The following is a 15766-nucleotide window of genomic DNA, read 5'->3' as shown; positions in this document are numbered from 1 at the left end:
GTCAGTCCTTCAGTCCGGCGTTGATGTCGGCGCTCATGACGTACCGCTGGAAGACCAGGAAGATGGCGATCAGCGGAATCATGGAGATGACCGAGGCGCCGAGCAGTACCGACCAGTTGATGTTCTGGGCGCCGACGATGGACTGGATGCCGATCTGCACGGTGAACTTGTTGGGGTCGTTGAGCATCAGGAGCGGCCAGATGTAGTCGTTCCAGCGCCACTGGAAGGACAGGATGGCGAGGGTCAGCATGATGGGCCGGGAGAGCGGCACCATGATCCGCAGGAAGATCGACAGCTCCTTGGCGCCGTCGATGCGGGCGGCTTCCACGAGCTCGTCGGGCACCGTCAGGAAGAACTGGCGGAACATGAAGCAGCCGGTCGCCGTGAGCACGGCCGGGAGGATGATGCCGGCGAACGAGTTGTAGAGGCCGAGGTTGCGGACCACCAGGAACTCCGGGGCGAGCATGACCTCGCCCGGCAGCATGGTGGTGGCCAGGATGCAGAGGAAGAACGCCTTGAGCCATCTGTTGTCGTACTTGGCCAGCGCGTAGCCGGTGCAGCAGCTGACACCCACCGTGAGGATCGTCGTGATCACGCACACGATGGCCGTGTTGATGAAGTACTGGGAGAAGTTGGCGCTGTCCCACGCTGCCCTGAATCCCGACAGGGTGGGGTTGTGCGGGACCAGCGTCAGCGGATAGGAGAACAGGTCGCTGGCCGGCTTGAAGGAGCTGAGGACGAACCACAGCACCGGAAACCCGTACAGGCACGCCATGATCCACAGCAGTGTCGTCGCGGACACCGCCTGCCGGAGCCCACCGGTGGCCGTCTTGCGGGGCCGCTTCCTGGAGACCCGCCGTCCGGAGTCGACATCGGCCGGGCGCGGGATGTCTGTGGTTGTCATCGGTTCTCCACCCGCCGGTTGACCATCAGCTGGACGACCGCGACGGCCATCAGGATGAGCATGAGCACGAACGACGCGGCGCTCGCGTAGCCGATCTGGCCCCGTTTGAAGCCGGTCTCGTAGATGTACTGGACGAGCAGGTTGTTCGACGATCCGGGTCCGCCGTTGTTGAGGGCGACGAACACCGGGTACTCCTTCATCGCGTTGATCGTGTTGAGCAGGATGACGATGAACGAGGTGGGCGCGATGCTCGGCAGGGTGATGCTGAAGAACTGGCGCCAGGGGCCGGCGCCGTCGAGCGAGGCGGCCTCGTAGTACGACACCGGTACGTTCTTGATCGCCGCGATGAACAGCAGCATCGTGAAACCCGTCCAGGCCCAGGCCGCCGCCATCACCACCACGAGCAACGAGAGGTCGGCGTTCGACTGCCACGGAACGGCGTCTCCGCCGAACTTCTCGATGACGTAGTTGACCAGTCCGAAGTTCTCGCCGAACATCCACCGCCACAGGACACCCACGACGATGGGCGACAGCAGCCACGGGATGAAGAAGACGACGCGGGCGACCGACCCGCCCTTGGCGTGCTTGCTCACCACCAGGTTGGCGGCGATCAGCGAGACCACGAAGTTCAGCGGGACGAAGAGGACGGTGTACAGCAGCGTCCGGCTCAGCGCGTCGTAGAAGGTGGAGTCCCCGAACAGGTTGTGGTAGTTGTCCAGGCCGATGAACTGGAACGCTCCCACACCCGTGTAGTTCGTGAAGGAGTAGACGAGCCCAATCACCGCCGGCCAGACGAAGAACAGCGCGAAGAGCACCACATTGGCCGCGATGAGGACGAGCGGCGCAAGGGTGTACTTACTGCGTCTCCTGGGCGGGCTCACGGACACGTCCGAGGCGCGTTTTGTCATCTTCCTGACTCCGTGCTGGTGGAATGGGTTGCTGTGGGCTCGGCCATGAGCCCGGCGTCACGCGGGGCCTGAGGCCGGGCGGCGGTGTCTTGGTCCCGCCGCCCGGGCCTACGGGCCTACGCTCAGCCGCCGACCTGCTGGTTGTAGCCGTCCACGATGTTCTGCAGGGCCTTGTCGGCCGACTGCTGGCCGTTGATCGCCTTGCCGAGCTCCGTCTTGGTCGGGTCCTCGGTGAGGCTCTTGCCCTTCAGCACCCAGTTCGTCTGCGCGCTGTTGAAGTAGCCGGAGATCGGGGCGTAGAGCGGGATCTCCTCGTTGTAGAGCTTGAACGCCGCCTGCGCCGCCTCGGACTTGAAGGGGTACTTCGGGCTCAGACCGCTCTCGACCGGCAGGAACCCGGACGCCTCGCACAGCGCCTGGTAGTGGGCCGGCTCGTACAGCCAGGACAGGAACTTCGTCGCGGCGGCGGACGCGTCGCCGTTGTTGTTGAAGCCCACCGTCATGCCGCCGCTGTTGACGTCGCTGGCCTGCACCGGCTCGGCGGGGGTCGGGACGCTCGCCCACTCGAACTTCTTGATGCTGTCGGCGAAGGCGGGAACCTGCCACACACCGGACCAGTAGGCGACGACGTCACCGCTCTGGAACATGGCCGACGGGTCGGCGCCGCTGGTCCACACCGACTTCGGCATGGTCTTGTCGTCGTTCCAGCCGACGAAGGTGTTCACGGCCTTCTTGGTCGCCGCGTCCACCGAGAACTTGCCGGAGGAGTCCGCGTGGACGTACTGGCCGCCCATCTCGTACACCATGGCGCGCAGCCGAGACGGCGACTGGTCGAAGGTCAGGGAGTACTTGGCGCCGGTCTTCTCTCGGACCTTGTTCGCCGCGGCGATGAAGTCGGTCCAGGTCCAGGTCTTGGACGGCGAGGCCGGGAAGGAGACGCCCGCCTTCTCGAACAGCGACTTGTTGATGAACAGGCCGGACGCGGTGACGTCCGAGGGGATGGACAGCACCTTCCCGGACGAGTCCTTCGCGAGGAAGTTGGGGTTGATGTTGTTGCTCTTCTTGTTGGCGATGGAGCTCAGGTCGATCAGCTTGCTCGACCAGATCGGGTCCAGCGCCGGCACGGCGGCCACGTCGGGCAGGGAGTTCGCCTGCGCGGCGTTGTGCAGCTTCGTCGTGTAGCCGTCGTAGGGGATGTTGACGAGCTTGAGGTTGACGCCGGTTTCCTTCTTGTACTGCGCCACCATCTTCTTCCAGCCCGCGTCCTGCCCCGGAACCGTGGAGATCCAGAACGTCAGGGACTTGGAGGTGCCGCCCGAGTCGGAACCCCCGCCGCAGGCGGAGAGCAGCATGACACCTGCCGTGGCTACGGCGGCGAGGGGAGCCACGCGGCGCATGCCGCCGCGGCCGAGTCGGCGGGAGCGCCGCACACCTACAGTGGTCATCTTCGATCCCTTTTTCGTCGTACGGGACGGAGCACGGCGCCGACGGAGGCGGCACGGGTGCATTGTGCAGGAGGGTTCTGCTTTCCGAGGGCGCGGCCTCGCCCGGCCGCGTCATCCTGAAGAGCAAGGGTCCCCGGCCGTCGTGGCCGCTGCCGCACCAGCACGCCCTGGTGCGGTTGCCGTACGTCGAGTACGGGCGGGACGCTCGCTCCAAGCCGGCGTCCCGGCCGACTTAGAAAGCGCTTGTCCGGACATTGGCAGACCGAGTCCGAAACCGTCAATCCTTCGTCCGCGCCGCCTGGGTCACGGTTTGGACTCCTCGGGCGACCGCGAGCCGGGCGGCTCCCACGACGGTGCCGAGATCACCGACCTGGCTGCTGACCACCTCGGTGGGCCAGCTGAGCCGCTCGAGCTCGGCCCGCACACCGGGCAGGAGCTGCGGATACGCGCCGGTGCTGCCGCCCAGCACGAGCAGTCCCGGGTCCAGTACGGCGGTCACGGCGGCGGCCAGTCGGCCCACGTCGACGGCGTGTCTGTCGACGACCGCGCGGGCCGCGGCACTGCCCTCTCCGGCCAGGGCGAAGAGCCGCTCGGCGGTGCGGGGGCACGCGCCGTCGGACGCGGGCCAGGCCTCGGCGGCCCGGCGCAGCAGGGACCGGGAGCCGATGTACTCCTCCAGGGCCTCGTGGCGGGGCTCCAGGCCGTCGGTCCAGGGGTAGGGCAGCCGGGCGACCTCTCCGGCCGCGCCGTTGGCCCCGGCCAGCACGTGTCCTCCCACGACGATGCCCAGACCGATACCGACGCCGATCCGCAGGTAGCCGAAGGTGTGACGGCCGCGGGCCGCGCCCTCGTGCAGTTCGGCGAGCGCGGCGCAGTTGACGTTGTTCTCGAGGTGGACGGGCACTCCTGGCGGCAGCGCGACGGCCACCGCGTCGAAGACGGGGCCGGCCTTGGCGGTCGCCGGGCGCACGGTGCCTTCTTCGGCCCGTGCGGTGACGTCACCGACGGCCACGACGATGGCGCGCAGCGGAGCGTCGGCGCGCAGCGCGGACAGGGCGTCGCGCACCACGTCGGCGGCCTCCTCTCGGGGGCCGGTTGCCTCGGCGAGGAGGGTGCCGTCCAGCGCGCAGGCGCGGACCCGGGTGACGGCGGGGCCGAGGTCGACGGCGAGCACGGCACCCGCGGCCGGGCCGAGGCGGTAGACGGCGGCGCTGCGGCCCGTACCGCCGGAGGAGGTGCCGGAGTGGGCGGCGAGGTGGACGCCCTCCAGTTCGGCGACGGCGGAGGAGACCGTCGGCTTGGACAGCCGGGCGAGGCTCGCGAGCTGCGGCCGGGTCGCGGTGCCGGCCTGGGCCAGCACGGCGAATACGGCGCCGGCGCTTTCGGTCAGACGGGGGGCTCCAGCCACGTCGTGTTCCACACTTCCCCCAGGTCACAGGCCACTCTCCCGGGCCGAGCGGCTCGGCGGGAGGCGGCGATGGGTTGCTCCGGCGTCTTGCGTTCCCGCCCGGTCCGGGAGGCCCGGGAAGCCGAGTGCGTGACGCCTATTGACACGCACTGTACTTCGTTAGTTAACTTCCTAACGAACGTCACGGTACTCGCCTGCCGTGGTCCGTCAGAGGCCCGTCCCGGGGCTTCCCTAGCTCTCGAATGCTCTCCAACTTCCTTGCCTTCCGGCACGGTTCGCCCACCGTCGCAGCACACAGCGCAACGACGAAAGAGGTTCCGTGCAGGACACCGCACCCCTGGTTGTCGGCATCGACGTGGGCGGCACCAAGACACAGCTCCGCGCGTTCGCGGGCGACGCCCTCGTCGCCGATCACGTCCGGTCCAGCAGCGGCTGGCGGCCCCACGACCCGGTGGCCGCCGCCGGGTGGCTGGCCGCACTGGCCGCGGACGCGCTTCCCGCAGGCGCACGCCCGTCCGCCCTCGCCGTCGGCGGGCACGCCTGCGAGACTCCGCGCCAGTGCGCACAGATCCGCACCGCTCTCCAACTCCACTTCGACGCGCCCGCGCTGGTCGTGGGCGACGCCGAACTGCTCGTTCCCGCGGCGGGACTGGACAAGGGCGTCGGCCTGGTGGCCGGCACCGGATCGGTCGCGGTGGGCCGGTTCGCCGACGGCACACCGGTCCAGGTCGGCGGCTGGGGCGCCCTCCTGGGCGACGAGGGCGGAGCCGCCGGCCTCGTCCGCGAGGCCGTACGGGCCGTATGGGCGGCCCACGACCGCGGGGAGGATCCCGACCCGCTGGCGCTCGGTCTGCTGTCCGGGTTCGGTGTCCCCGAAGTACCCGCGCTCGGCGCCGCGCTGGAGCACGCCACGGCCGCCTCCGCCGACTGGGGCCGGCACGCCCCGGCCGTCTTCGCCGCCGCCGATGCCGGATCCCCGCTCGCCCGCACCGTGATCGCCGAGGCGGGCCGCGCCCTGGCCGGGCTCGTCGAACGGCTCGCCGCCCGCGGAGTGGTGGTCGACGATGTCGTGGTCGCGGGCAGCACCGTCCTCGCCCAGCCGTCGCTGTACGACGCCTTCCAGTCGACGCTGGCCGACGGCGTGCCGTCGGCACGGCCGCGTCCCCTGCGGGCGCCGCCGGTGGAGGGCGCGGTGGCGATGGCCCGTTCACTTCTGTGACATCCGCCGGACGCCGAGTCTCCTCCGGTCCGACATGACTCGCCCGTAGATCTTCGCTCGTACGAAGCTCGTACGACTTCAGAAAGCGCATTCGACGCACCCGCCGACTGCCGCATCATGAGTCGCATCCGCACCACACCCCCCGGCCGCACGGCCGCAGAACTCCAAAGAGAGGCAGACCCATGCCGTCACCCGCCGGGCAGCACTCCCCCGCGCCGCTCACCGAACGCGCCATGAAGCGAAGGGGATTCCTCAAGACGTCCCTGGGCGCCTCGGCCGGGGTCCTGGCCGCGCCCACCTTCGCCTCCTGGCTGGGCGCCGCGGACGCCAAGGCCGCCACCGCGCCCGCCGCATTCGTGGACGACTACAAGTCCAACGTCATGGCGAACCTGACGCCCGAGACCAACGCGGTGGTGCGGATCCTCGGCGGCTTCACCCAGGTGTGGAAGACCGGTGGCGCCTGGAACACCGGCACACCACTGCGGCCCGAGGTGCTGCGCGCCAACATGCGCTACTGCGCCCGCATCACCCAGGCGCGCACCGAGGCGCAGGCGAAGGAGGCCTTCCTCTACGACCGCCAGCACCAGAGCTACGCCATGATCGGCGGCCTCGGCCCGCTCGCCGGCCTCTACCGGTCCGGTGCCAAGGCGGTCACCTCGATCACCAGCGCACCCGACACCACCCCGCCGACCACGATCAGCGACGCGGTGCCGGCCGACGCCCCCGCGGGCTCCGCGATCGGCGCGGGCTCCTACGACTCCTCGCTCGGCCAGGTGGCCAAGCTGGTCGACACCGTGCGCGGCCCGTACGCCTCGGGCAACCCCGGCAAGTACGCCTTCCAGTACCCGCGCCCGTGGCGCATGAACGAGGACAGCGAGGTCGTCGACACGGGCGCGAAGGACGCGCTCGGCTACCCGGTCTACGACTCCGAGGTGGTCGTCGCCACCCAGCTGCTGCGACAGCGCAGCACCTCGCCGGTGGACGACGGCGGCTTCCCCAGCGGCCACACCAACGCCTTCCACCTGGCGGGCCTGGCCTTCGCGTACGCCGTACCGGAGCGCTTCCAGGAACTGGTCACCCGCGCCTTCGAGCTGAGCCACACCCGGATCATGTCCGGCATGCACTCGACGGTCGACGTCATGGGCGGTCGCATCATGGCCACCGCACTGGCCGCCGCCACCCTGGCCGACACCGCGAACGCCGACCTCAAGGCCGCGGCGCGGGCGCAGGCGCTGACGTACTTCACGGAGCAGACCGGCACCACGGCCGACTCCCTGTTGTCCTACGCCCACTCGGACGCCGCCGACGCGTACGCGGACCGGGACGCCAACGCCCGCTCGGTCAGGCCCCGGCTGACCTATGTGCTGAACCGGGACGGCGGCAACGAGCCGTTCACCGTGCCCAAGGGCGCGGAGGTACTGCTGGAGACGCGGCTGCCGTACCTGGACGCCGCGCAGCGGCGTGAGGTGCTGCGGACCACCGGGCTGCCCTCGGGCTATGTCCTCCTTGACGGCTTCGAGCAGTGGGGCCGGCTCAACCTGTTCGCCGCGGCGGACGGTTACGGCTCCTTCGACTCGGACGTGACCGTCACGCTGGACGCGGCCTCGGGCGGCTTCCACGCGGCGGACGCCTGGCGCAACGACATCGACGGCTGTGGCTCTCTGACCAAGCGGGGCAGCGGCACGCTCACGCTGACGGGCCACAACCGGTACACCGGCGGAACCGTGCTGAAGGAGGGCGCGCTGGTCGCCGGCTCGGCGCATGCGCTGGGCCACGGCGACGTACGGGTGCAGGGCGGGAGGCTGACGCTGAGCGGCAAGTCGCTGCAGGTCCACGGGACGTACAGCCAGGAGGGCGGCGCGCTGGAGGTGACCCTGCGCTCGGGCCAGGAGCCGGTCCTGGAGGTGACACGGCGCGCGGTGCTCGGCGCGGGCAGCGTCCTGTCGCTGAAGCTGGACGCGGACAAGCCGCCGACGGCCGGGCGCACGGTCCGTGTCCTCGGCTGTCAGGGACTGCGCGGCCAGTTCGACCGCGTCGAACTGAACTCCGACACCCTGCGGGCCGTACCCGTCTACACGACGGAAGGTCTGTCGGTACGACTCCTGAAGCGGTGACGCCCGCGCGGTGCGGGAGCTGATGCGAGAGTGGCCCTCATGAGGTGCCCCCGGATCGCTCCCGCCACCGCCCGGCCCCTCTCACCGCGGGGCGGATGATGGCGAGCGAGCAGCAGACGGTCCTGGACCCGGCCCCCGGGTCCGGGGCCCGCGACGACGAGGTGCGGCAGCCGCGACCGGCCCGGCGGTGGCTGGTGCCGCTCCTCGTCGTCGTGCTGCTCGCCCAGATGGCCGCCGCCATGGTGACGACCGCCGTGCAGCAGACCCCGACGATCGACGAACCCGTCTACGTGGCCACGGCCGCCGAGTACCTCCACGGTCAGGGCATCCGCTACAACCCCGAGCACCCGCCGCTCGGCAAGCTCGTCGTCGCCGTCGGGGTGGCGATCGCCGACCCGCACGTGGACACGGCGTTCGACGGGCCCCAGATCGACCTGGGCCCCCACCTGCTGTACGAGTCGGGCAACGACCCCTGGCGGCTGATGTTCTGGGCCAGGCTCCCGGTGATCGTGCTGACGCTGCTGTTCGGGCTGGTCGTGTTCGCCTTCGCCCGGGAACTCGCCGGAAGGGCGGCGGGCCTCACGGCGCTCGCCCTGTACGCCTTCTCCCCCGACGTCATCGCCCACGGTTCCCTGGCCACGCTCGACGTGCCGACGGCCGGGTTCCTGCTCACCGCGGTGTGGCTGCTGTGGCGGGCCCGCCTGCGGCCACGGCGGTACGCGCCGCTCGCCGGTCTGGCGCTCGGCGCGGCACTGGCGACCAAGATGAGCGCGCTGCCGGCCGTGCCGGTCCTGCTGGCACTGGCCGCCCTCTCGGTGTGGAGCGCGCGTCGCGGTGACGAGACGCGCCGACGGCTGCTGCGCGTCCTCGCGGGGGCCGCCGTTGTGGCTCTGGCCGCCGTCGCCGTCGTATGGGCCTCGTATCTGGTGGTCGATCCGCGGCTGCGGTGGACGTCCCAGGACCCGGTGCCGGTGGTGCACGGGCTGCGGGGGACCCTCGTCGATCTGCTGCCGTTCCCCCAGGCCTACGCGGACGGGATGCGCCTCCAGTTCCGTTTCGAGAACCACCCCTGGGAAGGCTTCCTGTTCGGGCGGATGTACACCGGACACCTCTGGTACTACCTGCCGGTGGCGCTCCTGGTGAAGACCCCGCTGGGCCTGCTCGCGCTGTGGGCCGCCGGTGCAGTGGTGCTGGTCGCGGTACGGCGGCTGCGGCCCGCCGCGCCGTATCTGCTCGTGCCCGCCGGGGTGCTGCTCGCCTCGACCATGACGGGGTCACGCGACTTCGGCACCCGGTACACGCTCTTCCTGCCCATGTTCCTGGCGGTGGCCGCCGGGTGTGTCGTAGCGGTGCGCCGACGCCTGGCGACGGCCGCGACCGGGGCGCTGGTGCTGTTCGTCGCGGTCAGCTCGCTGCTGACCTTTCCCTTCTATCTGCCGTACGCCAACGAGGCGTTCGGCGGACCGGCCCGCACCCATCTGCGGCTGCACGACTCCAACGTCGACTGGGGACAGGACCTCGGCCGGCTCGCCGACCGGCTGCGCGAGCGCTATCCGAACGAACGGATCTGGCTGGTCTACAAGGGCAGCGGGCTGCCGTCCGCCTACGGCATCGAGGCGTCCGATCCGCGCGAGGTGCCGGTGGGCGACGTGCGCGGACTGCTGGTCGTGTCGGACTCCTCGGTCGCCAAGGCGAAGGGGCGGCTGGCCGAGCTGATCGACAGCAGCCGTCCGGTCGATGAGGTCGGTCACTCGATCACGATCTATCGCCGATGATCAGCACCTCAGCGGATCGCGTGCTGGAACCCCTCCGCGCTCACATGCGGCATCGCCCCGCTCGTCACGCGGTAACGGCCGTTGGGCACCCGGCCGGACCTGGTGATGTGCACGGTGAGCGGACCCGCCCATTCATAACCCTGCCGCTCGCCGTGCCGGGCCAGGCGGTCGGTGAGCTCCTGGCCCACGTCACTGCCCCGGCGCACGAGTTCGTCGTAGGCGAAGTCCGCGAGCTCGACGTCGTAGGCGTTCGGGACCACCACCCGGTGCTCACTGCACACGACCACGTTGGCGTCGCACTCGCGCCGCAACGCGTCGAGGAGTTCGACGGGCTCCCGGTCGACGACCCGCGCCCACAGCGCCTCCCAGCCGTGCTCCATTGCCTGTTCCAGCGCGCTCAGCGCACCCATTGCGTCTCACCTGCCGAAAGATCTGGTTTCGCGTGCGGCGTCATTCCTGGGCGAAGTCGTCGGGCTCCACCCGCGCTTCCTCGAACGCCTCGCGCAGGGTGCGTCCGCTGCCACCGGGGGCGGACGCCTCGCCCTCCTCGGGGGAGTTCTCCAGGACTTCGTCGGTGGTGTCGGTCTTGCGCCGGTTCTCCTCGGGGACCGTCATGCGGAGCTGCTCCTCGGGTGTCGTCGAACGTCTTGTCCCGCGGCGGGTTCCCGCTCGGGGACGGCGTATCCGTCCCGATCGGCGGTCGCCGGATGCTGTCGCACAAGCGCTGGTCAACGAGGGGTGTGAGCTATGTTGACTCCCCGTGGCAGACAAAGGAGGCGCCTCGGTGTCATCGCCGCAGCAGGCACGCGCACAGGCATCCGCGATCACCTCGGGCAAGACCGCACCAGAGGCGGAGGCCGCCCCTGCCTCCCAGCTCAGGACCCTCTTCGACAGGCCCCGGCTCTCCCCGGGGCAGCGGCGCATCGCGCAGTACCTGATCGAGCACATCACCGAAGCGGCGTTCCTCTCCATCACCGATCTCGCCGAGCGCGTCGGCGTGAGCCAGCCCTCGGTGACGCGGTTCGCCGCGGCCGTGGGCTTCAGCGGCTACCCGGCCCTGCGGGAGAAACTCCAGTCGATCGCGCTCAGCACCCTCGCCGGCGGCCCGGTCGCGGACGACGAGTCGCGCGGCAACGAACTCCAGGCCGCGGTCGACGCGGAGATCGAGAACCTGGAGAACCTGCGCCGCGACTTCGCCGACCCCGACCAGATGATCGAGCTCGGCCGCAAGCTGTCCGAGTCGACCCCGCTGACCGTCCTGGGTCTGCGCATCTCGGCGTCCCTGGCCGAGTACTTCGCCTACGCGGCCCGCCGTATCCATCCCGACGTACGGGTGGTCACCCGCGGCGGCAGCGTCGCCTACGACGCTCTCCTGCAGTCACGTGAGGCGGGCGGCACCTGGGTGCTCGCGTTCTCGATGCCGCGGCACGCCCAGGAGACCCTCACCGCCTTGCGGGTCGCCCGCAGCGCCGGCCTGAAGGTCGCCCTCGTCACGGATCTGGCGCTCGGACACCTGGCCGACGAGGCGGACGTCGTCTTCAGCACCGGGACGGGGTCCCGGCTGGTCTTCGACTCCTACGCGGCGCCCGGTGTGATCGCCGCCGCCCTGCTCCAGGCCATGACCGACGCCGACCCCGAGCGCACCCAGGCACGGCTCGAGGAGTACGAACAGATCTCCGACCAGCACCAGTTCTTCCTCAGGGACTGACCCCTCCACCCCCGGTCATACGGCCTCACAAGGGGACCATCCGCAATAAATCGAGCATGAATGTTTTCATACGCCTTGCCAAGCGGACGGCATATATAAATACTTCTCACGGATCACCCCCGGGACCACTCCGGGACCCGTCCGCACCCCTGTCCCCGTCCCCACCCCCACATCCGCCCGAGAGGGCTCCTGTACGGACCTCCCGAGCCGTCGTCACCTACCCGCGTCGGCGCCCGGGATGTCCGATGGGCCTCGCCTGCACGCGAGCCCCTGGCGGCCCCGGTCATCCCCTAGACCGGGGCCGCACAACCCTCGGACCACCCGCACGACGCCGTACACCCGGAAGCGATCACCATGCCCCTGACGACCACGCGGACCACCACCCGTACCGGCCCGGACTGGCCCTGCCAGGTCAAGACGCCCGGCAGCTACGACTGGGAGCGCTCCGCGGCCAAGTGGCTGCGCGAACTGGTGCCGGCACGGTACGCGAGCTACCCGGCCCTGATGCGGCACACCGTGCTCCTCGCCCGGCACGCGCAGATCCAGGTCCAGCACGAGATCCGGGTCGCCCGCACCGCGCTGCAGACCGCCCGCGCGGACCTGCCGTCGCTCGGACTGCCGGAGTCGGTCATCGAACACACGATCAAGCTGTACGCCGCCGAGGTCCTGCAGCTCCAGCACATCGCCCGCAGCATCCGCGCGGTCACCCAGGCCCTGGTCGACCACCACCTCGGGCGCTGACCCTGCCCGAGGGCATGACCCGCGGCGTACGTGGGACCCGTGGTGACCATGAGCACCACCGAAGTACGGCGCGGGGATCCGGTCACGACGGTCCTCACCTGGGAGGTGCGCCCCGGCCGGGAGCAGGAGTTCGAGCGCTGGACGCGCGGGATCACCCGCTGCGCCAGACGGTTCCCGGGCAACGAGGGTGTCTCCTGGCTGCGTCCCGAGGACGGTCACCGCTTCCACGCCGTGCTGCGCTGGTCCGACGCGCACCGGCTCACCGCCTGGCTGGAGTCGGACGAGCGGGCGGCCTGGCACGCGCGGATCGACGACATCGCCATCGAACTCGGCAGCGAACGGCAGTCGACCACCGGGCTCGAGACCTGGTTCAGCCTGCCCGGCACCACGGTGCGGCCCCCGGTCCGCTGGAAGATGGTGCTGACCACGTTCCTCGGCGCCTTCCCCTGCACGCTGCTGATCCAGTGGCTGGTGACGCCCCGCACGGCCGCCTGGCCCCTGCCGCTGCGGGCCGCGGTGTTCCCGGTGGTGCTGCTGCCGCTCCTCACGTACCTGGTGATGCCCCTGCTGAGCAGGCTGCTGCGAAGGTGGCTGTACCCGCCGCCCGACCACTGATCCCGCAGCGAACCGGGGCGCGCGGCCGGTTCCGTCAACCGGCGGGCTCACCGGTGTGTGGGACGTCTGTCGGCAGGAGCGCGAACGGCAGGTGGCGCATGTGCGATGCTCAACGCGTGACGAGCGAGTCCACCGACCCTTCACACACCGGGACCGCGCCCGACATTGCCGCGCTGGCCAAGGTCGTGGCCAGACAACGTGCGGAAATGGACCGGTTGCGGGACCAGGTCGCCACCTCGGCGGTGCTGGAGCGGACCAAGGGCGCTCTCATGGCGCTGACCGGGTGCACTCCGGACGCGGCCGGCGAGGAGCTGCTCGAGCGCGCCAGGGCCGGCAACCGCACCCTGCTGGCGGAGTGCTGGATCACCCTCGGCGCCCTGGTGTCCGCGCTGCCCGGCGCCGCTCAGGATCCCCGCCCCGGCCACGGCTTTCCCGGCATACCCCTGGCCGCGGTTCCCGGGCCGGCCGGTCCGCGGGCCGTTCGGCCGGGCGCCGCCGTCCCCACCGGGCGGGACACCTGCGAACTGGACGACGGCTTCTCCGCCCTCGGCCGTCTCGGCAAGGCCCTCGCCCATGTCGCCACCCCCCAGGACCTGGCCGGCTGTCTCCTGGAGGAACTCGCGGCGGACGTCGACGCCGACGCTCTCCTGCTCTTCCGGTCACTGCCGACCGGAGGGCTGGAGATGATCGGCCATGCCGGCATCGAAGCCACCCTGGCCACCCAGTGGGCCCGGGTTCCCCCGCTCAGCGGCATCCCCGCCCTCGACGCGCTCCGGGCCCGGGAGCCCCGCTGGCTGGAGGACTTCGCGAGGGACCGGGAGCAGCACCTGCTCATAGGGGACCCGCCCGAGCGCTGGCTCTCCCGCGCCTGGCTGCCGGTGCCGACCGGCGACGGGGCCGAGGTCTGCATCGGGGTCCTGCGCGCGCGAGGCGGGCCGTTCTCACCGCAGGCCCGGCAGCTGCTGCGGGCAGTCTCCCGGCTGTGTGCCGGATGGCTGCGCTCCTTCGGCTCCCGGTCGGAGCCCAGTGCCGCCGCCTCGGCCGCCGCCGCCCAGCCGGTGTTCGACTCGCTGCCGGGCCCGGCGATGCTGCTCACGCCGCTGCGCGGCCCCTCCGGAGAGGTCGAGGACTACCGTATCGACGCGGCCACGGCGGAGGCGGTCGGCGTCGCGGGCCGCACCGGCAGGCAACTGCTCGGCCGACGGATCCTGGAGTGCTTCCCGAGCATGGCGGAGGAAGCCGTGTGGCACGGCTGCCTGCGCACACTGACGACGGGCGAGCCGTTCGAGGGCGAGCCGTTCGCCTACCAGGAGGTCGTGGACGGCGCCGCCGCACTGTCCACGTACGCGGTGCACTCGGCCCGCCTCGGCGGCGCCCTGGTCGTCACCTGGGTCCGGCACGACTCCTCCGACCGGCAGGAACAGCGGCTGGCGGACGTGCAGCGGCTGGGGAACCTGGGCTGGGCCAACTGGAACCTGGTCACCGACGAGGGCAGCTGGTCCTCCCAGGCCTTCCTTGTCCTGAACCGGGATCCGGCGCTCGGACCGGTCCGGCTCGCCGACCTGCCGGAGCTCGCCCTGCCCGAGGACGCCCCCGTGCTGGCCCGGGCCGTGCGTGACCTCGTGCGCCGGGTGCCGTCCGGGCCGGAGTGAGCCCCCGCGACACGCGCGGTGCTTCGGTCCCGGCTCAGTCCGCCGGGTGGCCGGGCGAGATGGAGCTCGTGTCGGAGAGCCGCAGCGGCTTGGCTCCCTCGGTGTCCTCGCGCTCGCCCCACGCCTGTGGCTCCAGGACGAACCCGACGTGGTCACCGCCGTCGGCGCGCAGCACGACCGTGCCGACGAACCAGGCCGCCGCGTCCTCCAGTACGACGGCCCCGCCGGCCTCCTCCCGCCAGCGGACCCGGGCGAACTTGTCCGTCCGGTCCCCCGTCTCCCCGCCGAACAGCTCGGCGAGGCCACGCTGTTCGCGGGTGAGGAGATGGACGGCGAGGCGGCTCGCGGTGCGGGCCACCCGATAGGTGCGGTTGGCCTTCGACAGCCACACCACGTACCGCACGGGCTCGATCGAGCACTGGGAGGCGAATCCGACGAGACATCCCGCGCGGTCGCCGTCCGTCGCGGCGGTCACGACGCACATGTCGGGGTCGAGCCGGTCGATGAAGGCGTCCATGACCGCCATCCTCTTCGATCAGCCGCCGCCCGTGCGGGACTCCAGGTCGCGTCGTGTGTCGTCGCCGTACACCCCGTCCTCGTCGCCGCGAATGCCGTACCAGAGTTGGAAGCGGGCGACTGCGGCGGTCAGGGTCGGGTCGTAGGTGCCGTCGGTGGAGCCATTGGCGTAGACATCCGGGATCCGCAGCAGGCGTTCCTGCAGCTCGGTGACTTCGGGCCCGTTGTCTCCCTCACGGAGGGTGCCGGGCCCGTCGGGATCGGTGGCTCCGGAGGCCGTCGGGGTGGGTGTGGGGGTCGCGGAGGCGGTCGCGGCGGGCTGCGGGGCCGCCTCGGCGGTGGTCCCCCCGCGATCGGCCAGCAGGAGGGCACCGCCGAAGCCGATCACCGCGGCCGCGGTGACAGCCGCCGCGATCGCCGTGCGGCGCAGTCCGGGCACCCGCCCGCGCGGGATGTCACGGGAGCGGCGGGTGCGGTCGTGGTCCCTGACGGGCGGCAGTTCCTGGGTCGCGTCCTCGGCTCCCGACGGCGGACCGGGCAGCGCGATGGACTCGTATCCGACGGCCCCTCTGGGCGGCAGGTCCTTGAGCAGTTCCGCGAGCGCGTCGGTGCGGCGCGGGCGCAGCACCCGGATGGGTTCGATGGGCTGCCCGTCCGGCGGCGCCCCTCGGTCGGACGGTATCGGCATCCTGGTCTCCTTCCGTCCCGTGCACACGGGTCTGGGCCGTCCCCCAGGGAGTGATACGGCGCCACGGGGCCGG

The 15766-nt window shown here is 71.1% G+C and carries 15 protein-coding genes; 7 read left to right on the top strand and 8 right to left on the bottom strand.

Annotation, left to right across the window (positions count from 1 at the left end):
* Window position 1 precedes the first annotated feature (1 nt).
* From ACIBJB_RS11050 to ACIBJB_RS11035, 4 genes are all read right to left on the bottom strand, one after another.
* Window positions 2-904, bottom strand: a complete 903-nt coding sequence (locus tag ACIBJB_RS11050; RefSeq protein WP_398928933.1) for a carbohydrate ABC transporter permease — start codon at window positions 902-904, stop codon at window positions 2-4.
* Window positions 901-1812 (bottom strand): carbohydrate ABC transporter permease, encoded by a 912-nt coding sequence (locus ACIBJB_RS11045; RefSeq protein ID WP_398928931.1) that lies wholly within the window; start codon window positions 1810-1812, stop codon window positions 901-903. Before ACIBJB_RS11045 ends, ACIBJB_RS11050 begins: the two co-directional genes overlap by 4 nt.
* A 122-nt stretch (window positions 1813-1934) precedes the next feature.
* The gene (locus tag ACIBJB_RS11040; protein ID WP_062039942.1) at window positions 1935-3257 is read right to left on the bottom strand and encodes an extracellular solute-binding protein; all 1323 of its coding nucleotides are present in this window, start codon (window positions 3255-3257) and stop codon (window positions 1935-1937) included.
* Window positions 3258-3534: 277 nt separating this feature from the next.
* Window positions 3535-4665, bottom strand: a complete 1131-nt coding sequence (locus ACIBJB_RS11035) for an ROK family protein (RefSeq protein ID WP_398928929.1) — start codon at window positions 4663-4665, stop codon at window positions 3535-3537.
* Window positions 4666-4984: 319 nt separating this feature from the next.
* Between ACIBJB_RS11035 and ACIBJB_RS11030 the strand changes: the two genes are divergently transcribed.
* From ACIBJB_RS11030 to ACIBJB_RS11020, 3 genes are all read left to right on the top strand, one after another.
* Window positions 4985-5884: an N-acetylglucosamine kinase gene (locus tag ACIBJB_RS11030; RefSeq protein WP_398928927.1), complete on the top strand. Its 900-nt coding sequence runs from the start codon at window positions 4985-4987 to the stop codon at window positions 5882-5884.
* Window positions 5885-6066: 182 nt separating this feature from the next.
* Complete coding sequence (locus ACIBJB_RS11025; RefSeq protein WP_398928925.1) at window positions 6067-7998, top strand: phosphatase PAP2 family protein; 1932 nt, start codon at window positions 6067-6069, stop codon at window positions 7996-7998.
* A 95-nt stretch (window positions 7999-8093) separates the two neighbouring features.
* Complete coding sequence (locus ACIBJB_RS11020; RefSeq protein WP_398928923.1) at window positions 8094-9773, top strand: ArnT family glycosyltransferase; 1680 nt, start codon at window positions 8094-8096, stop codon at window positions 9771-9773.
* An 8-nt stretch (window positions 9774-9781) separates the two neighbouring features.
* Here the strand turns inward: ACIBJB_RS11020 and ACIBJB_RS11015 are convergent, their stop codons facing one another.
* Together ACIBJB_RS11015 and ACIBJB_RS11010 are read right to left on the bottom strand one after the other, a co-directional pair.
* Window positions 9782-10183: a DUF3662 domain-containing protein gene (locus ACIBJB_RS11015; protein WP_398928921.1), complete on the bottom strand. Its 402-nt coding sequence runs from the start codon at window positions 10181-10183 to the stop codon at window positions 9782-9784.
* Window positions 10184-10223: 40 nt separating this feature from the next.
* Window positions 10224-10388, bottom strand: coding sequence for a hypothetical protein (locus tag ACIBJB_RS11010; RefSeq protein ID WP_398928919.1), 165 nt, complete (start codon window positions 10386-10388; stop codon window positions 10224-10226).
* A 169-nt stretch (window positions 10389-10557) separates the two neighbouring features.
* Here ACIBJB_RS11010 and ACIBJB_RS11005 point away from each other — a divergent pair, with 169 nt between their 5' ends.
* The 4 genes from ACIBJB_RS11005 to ACIBJB_RS10990 all read left to right on the top strand — a co-directional run bounded on the left by ACIBJB_RS11005 (window position 10558) and on the right by ACIBJB_RS10990 (window position 14489).
* Window positions 10558-11481 (top strand): MurR/RpiR family transcriptional regulator, encoded by a 924-nt coding sequence (locus ACIBJB_RS11005; protein ID WP_398928917.1) that lies wholly within the window; start codon window positions 10558-10560, stop codon window positions 11479-11481.
* Window positions 11482-11835: 354 nt separating this feature from the next.
* Complete coding sequence (locus tag ACIBJB_RS11000; RefSeq protein ID WP_398928915.1) at window positions 11836-12222, top strand: hypothetical protein; 387 nt, start codon at window positions 11836-11838, stop codon at window positions 12220-12222.
* A 48-nt stretch (window positions 12223-12270) separates the two neighbouring features.
* Window positions 12271-12837, top strand: a complete 567-nt coding sequence (locus ACIBJB_RS10995; RefSeq protein WP_387725045.1) for an antibiotic biosynthesis monooxygenase — start codon at window positions 12271-12273, stop codon at window positions 12835-12837.
* A gap of 116 nt (window positions 12838-12953) precedes the next feature.
* Window positions 12954-14489: an ANTAR domain-containing protein gene (locus ACIBJB_RS10990; protein ID WP_398928912.1), complete on the top strand. Its 1536-nt coding sequence runs from the start codon at window positions 12954-12956 to the stop codon at window positions 14487-14489.
* Between the two features lie 34 nt (window positions 14490-14523).
* On the opposite strand, the gene ACIBJB_RS10985 is transcribed toward ACIBJB_RS10990, so the two are convergent.
* Window positions 14524-15015: a flavin reductase family protein gene (locus ACIBJB_RS10985; RefSeq protein ID WP_398928910.1), complete on the bottom strand. Its 492-nt coding sequence runs from the start codon at window positions 15013-15015 to the stop codon at window positions 14524-14526.
* A 9-nt stretch (window positions 15016-15024) separates the two neighbouring features.
* Window positions 15025-15693, bottom strand: coding sequence for a peptidoglycan-binding protein (locus tag ACIBJB_RS10980; protein WP_398928908.1), 669 nt, complete (start codon window positions 15691-15693; stop codon window positions 15025-15027).
* Window positions 15694-15766 lie beyond the last annotated feature (73 nt).

This window comes from Streptomyces sp. NPDC050759 (assembly GCF_044456945.1).
Taxonomy (GTDB): Bacteria; Actinomycetota; Actinomycetes; order Streptomycetales; family Streptomycetaceae; genus Streptomyces.
This window is presented reverse-complemented; position numbering and strand designations above follow the sequence as displayed.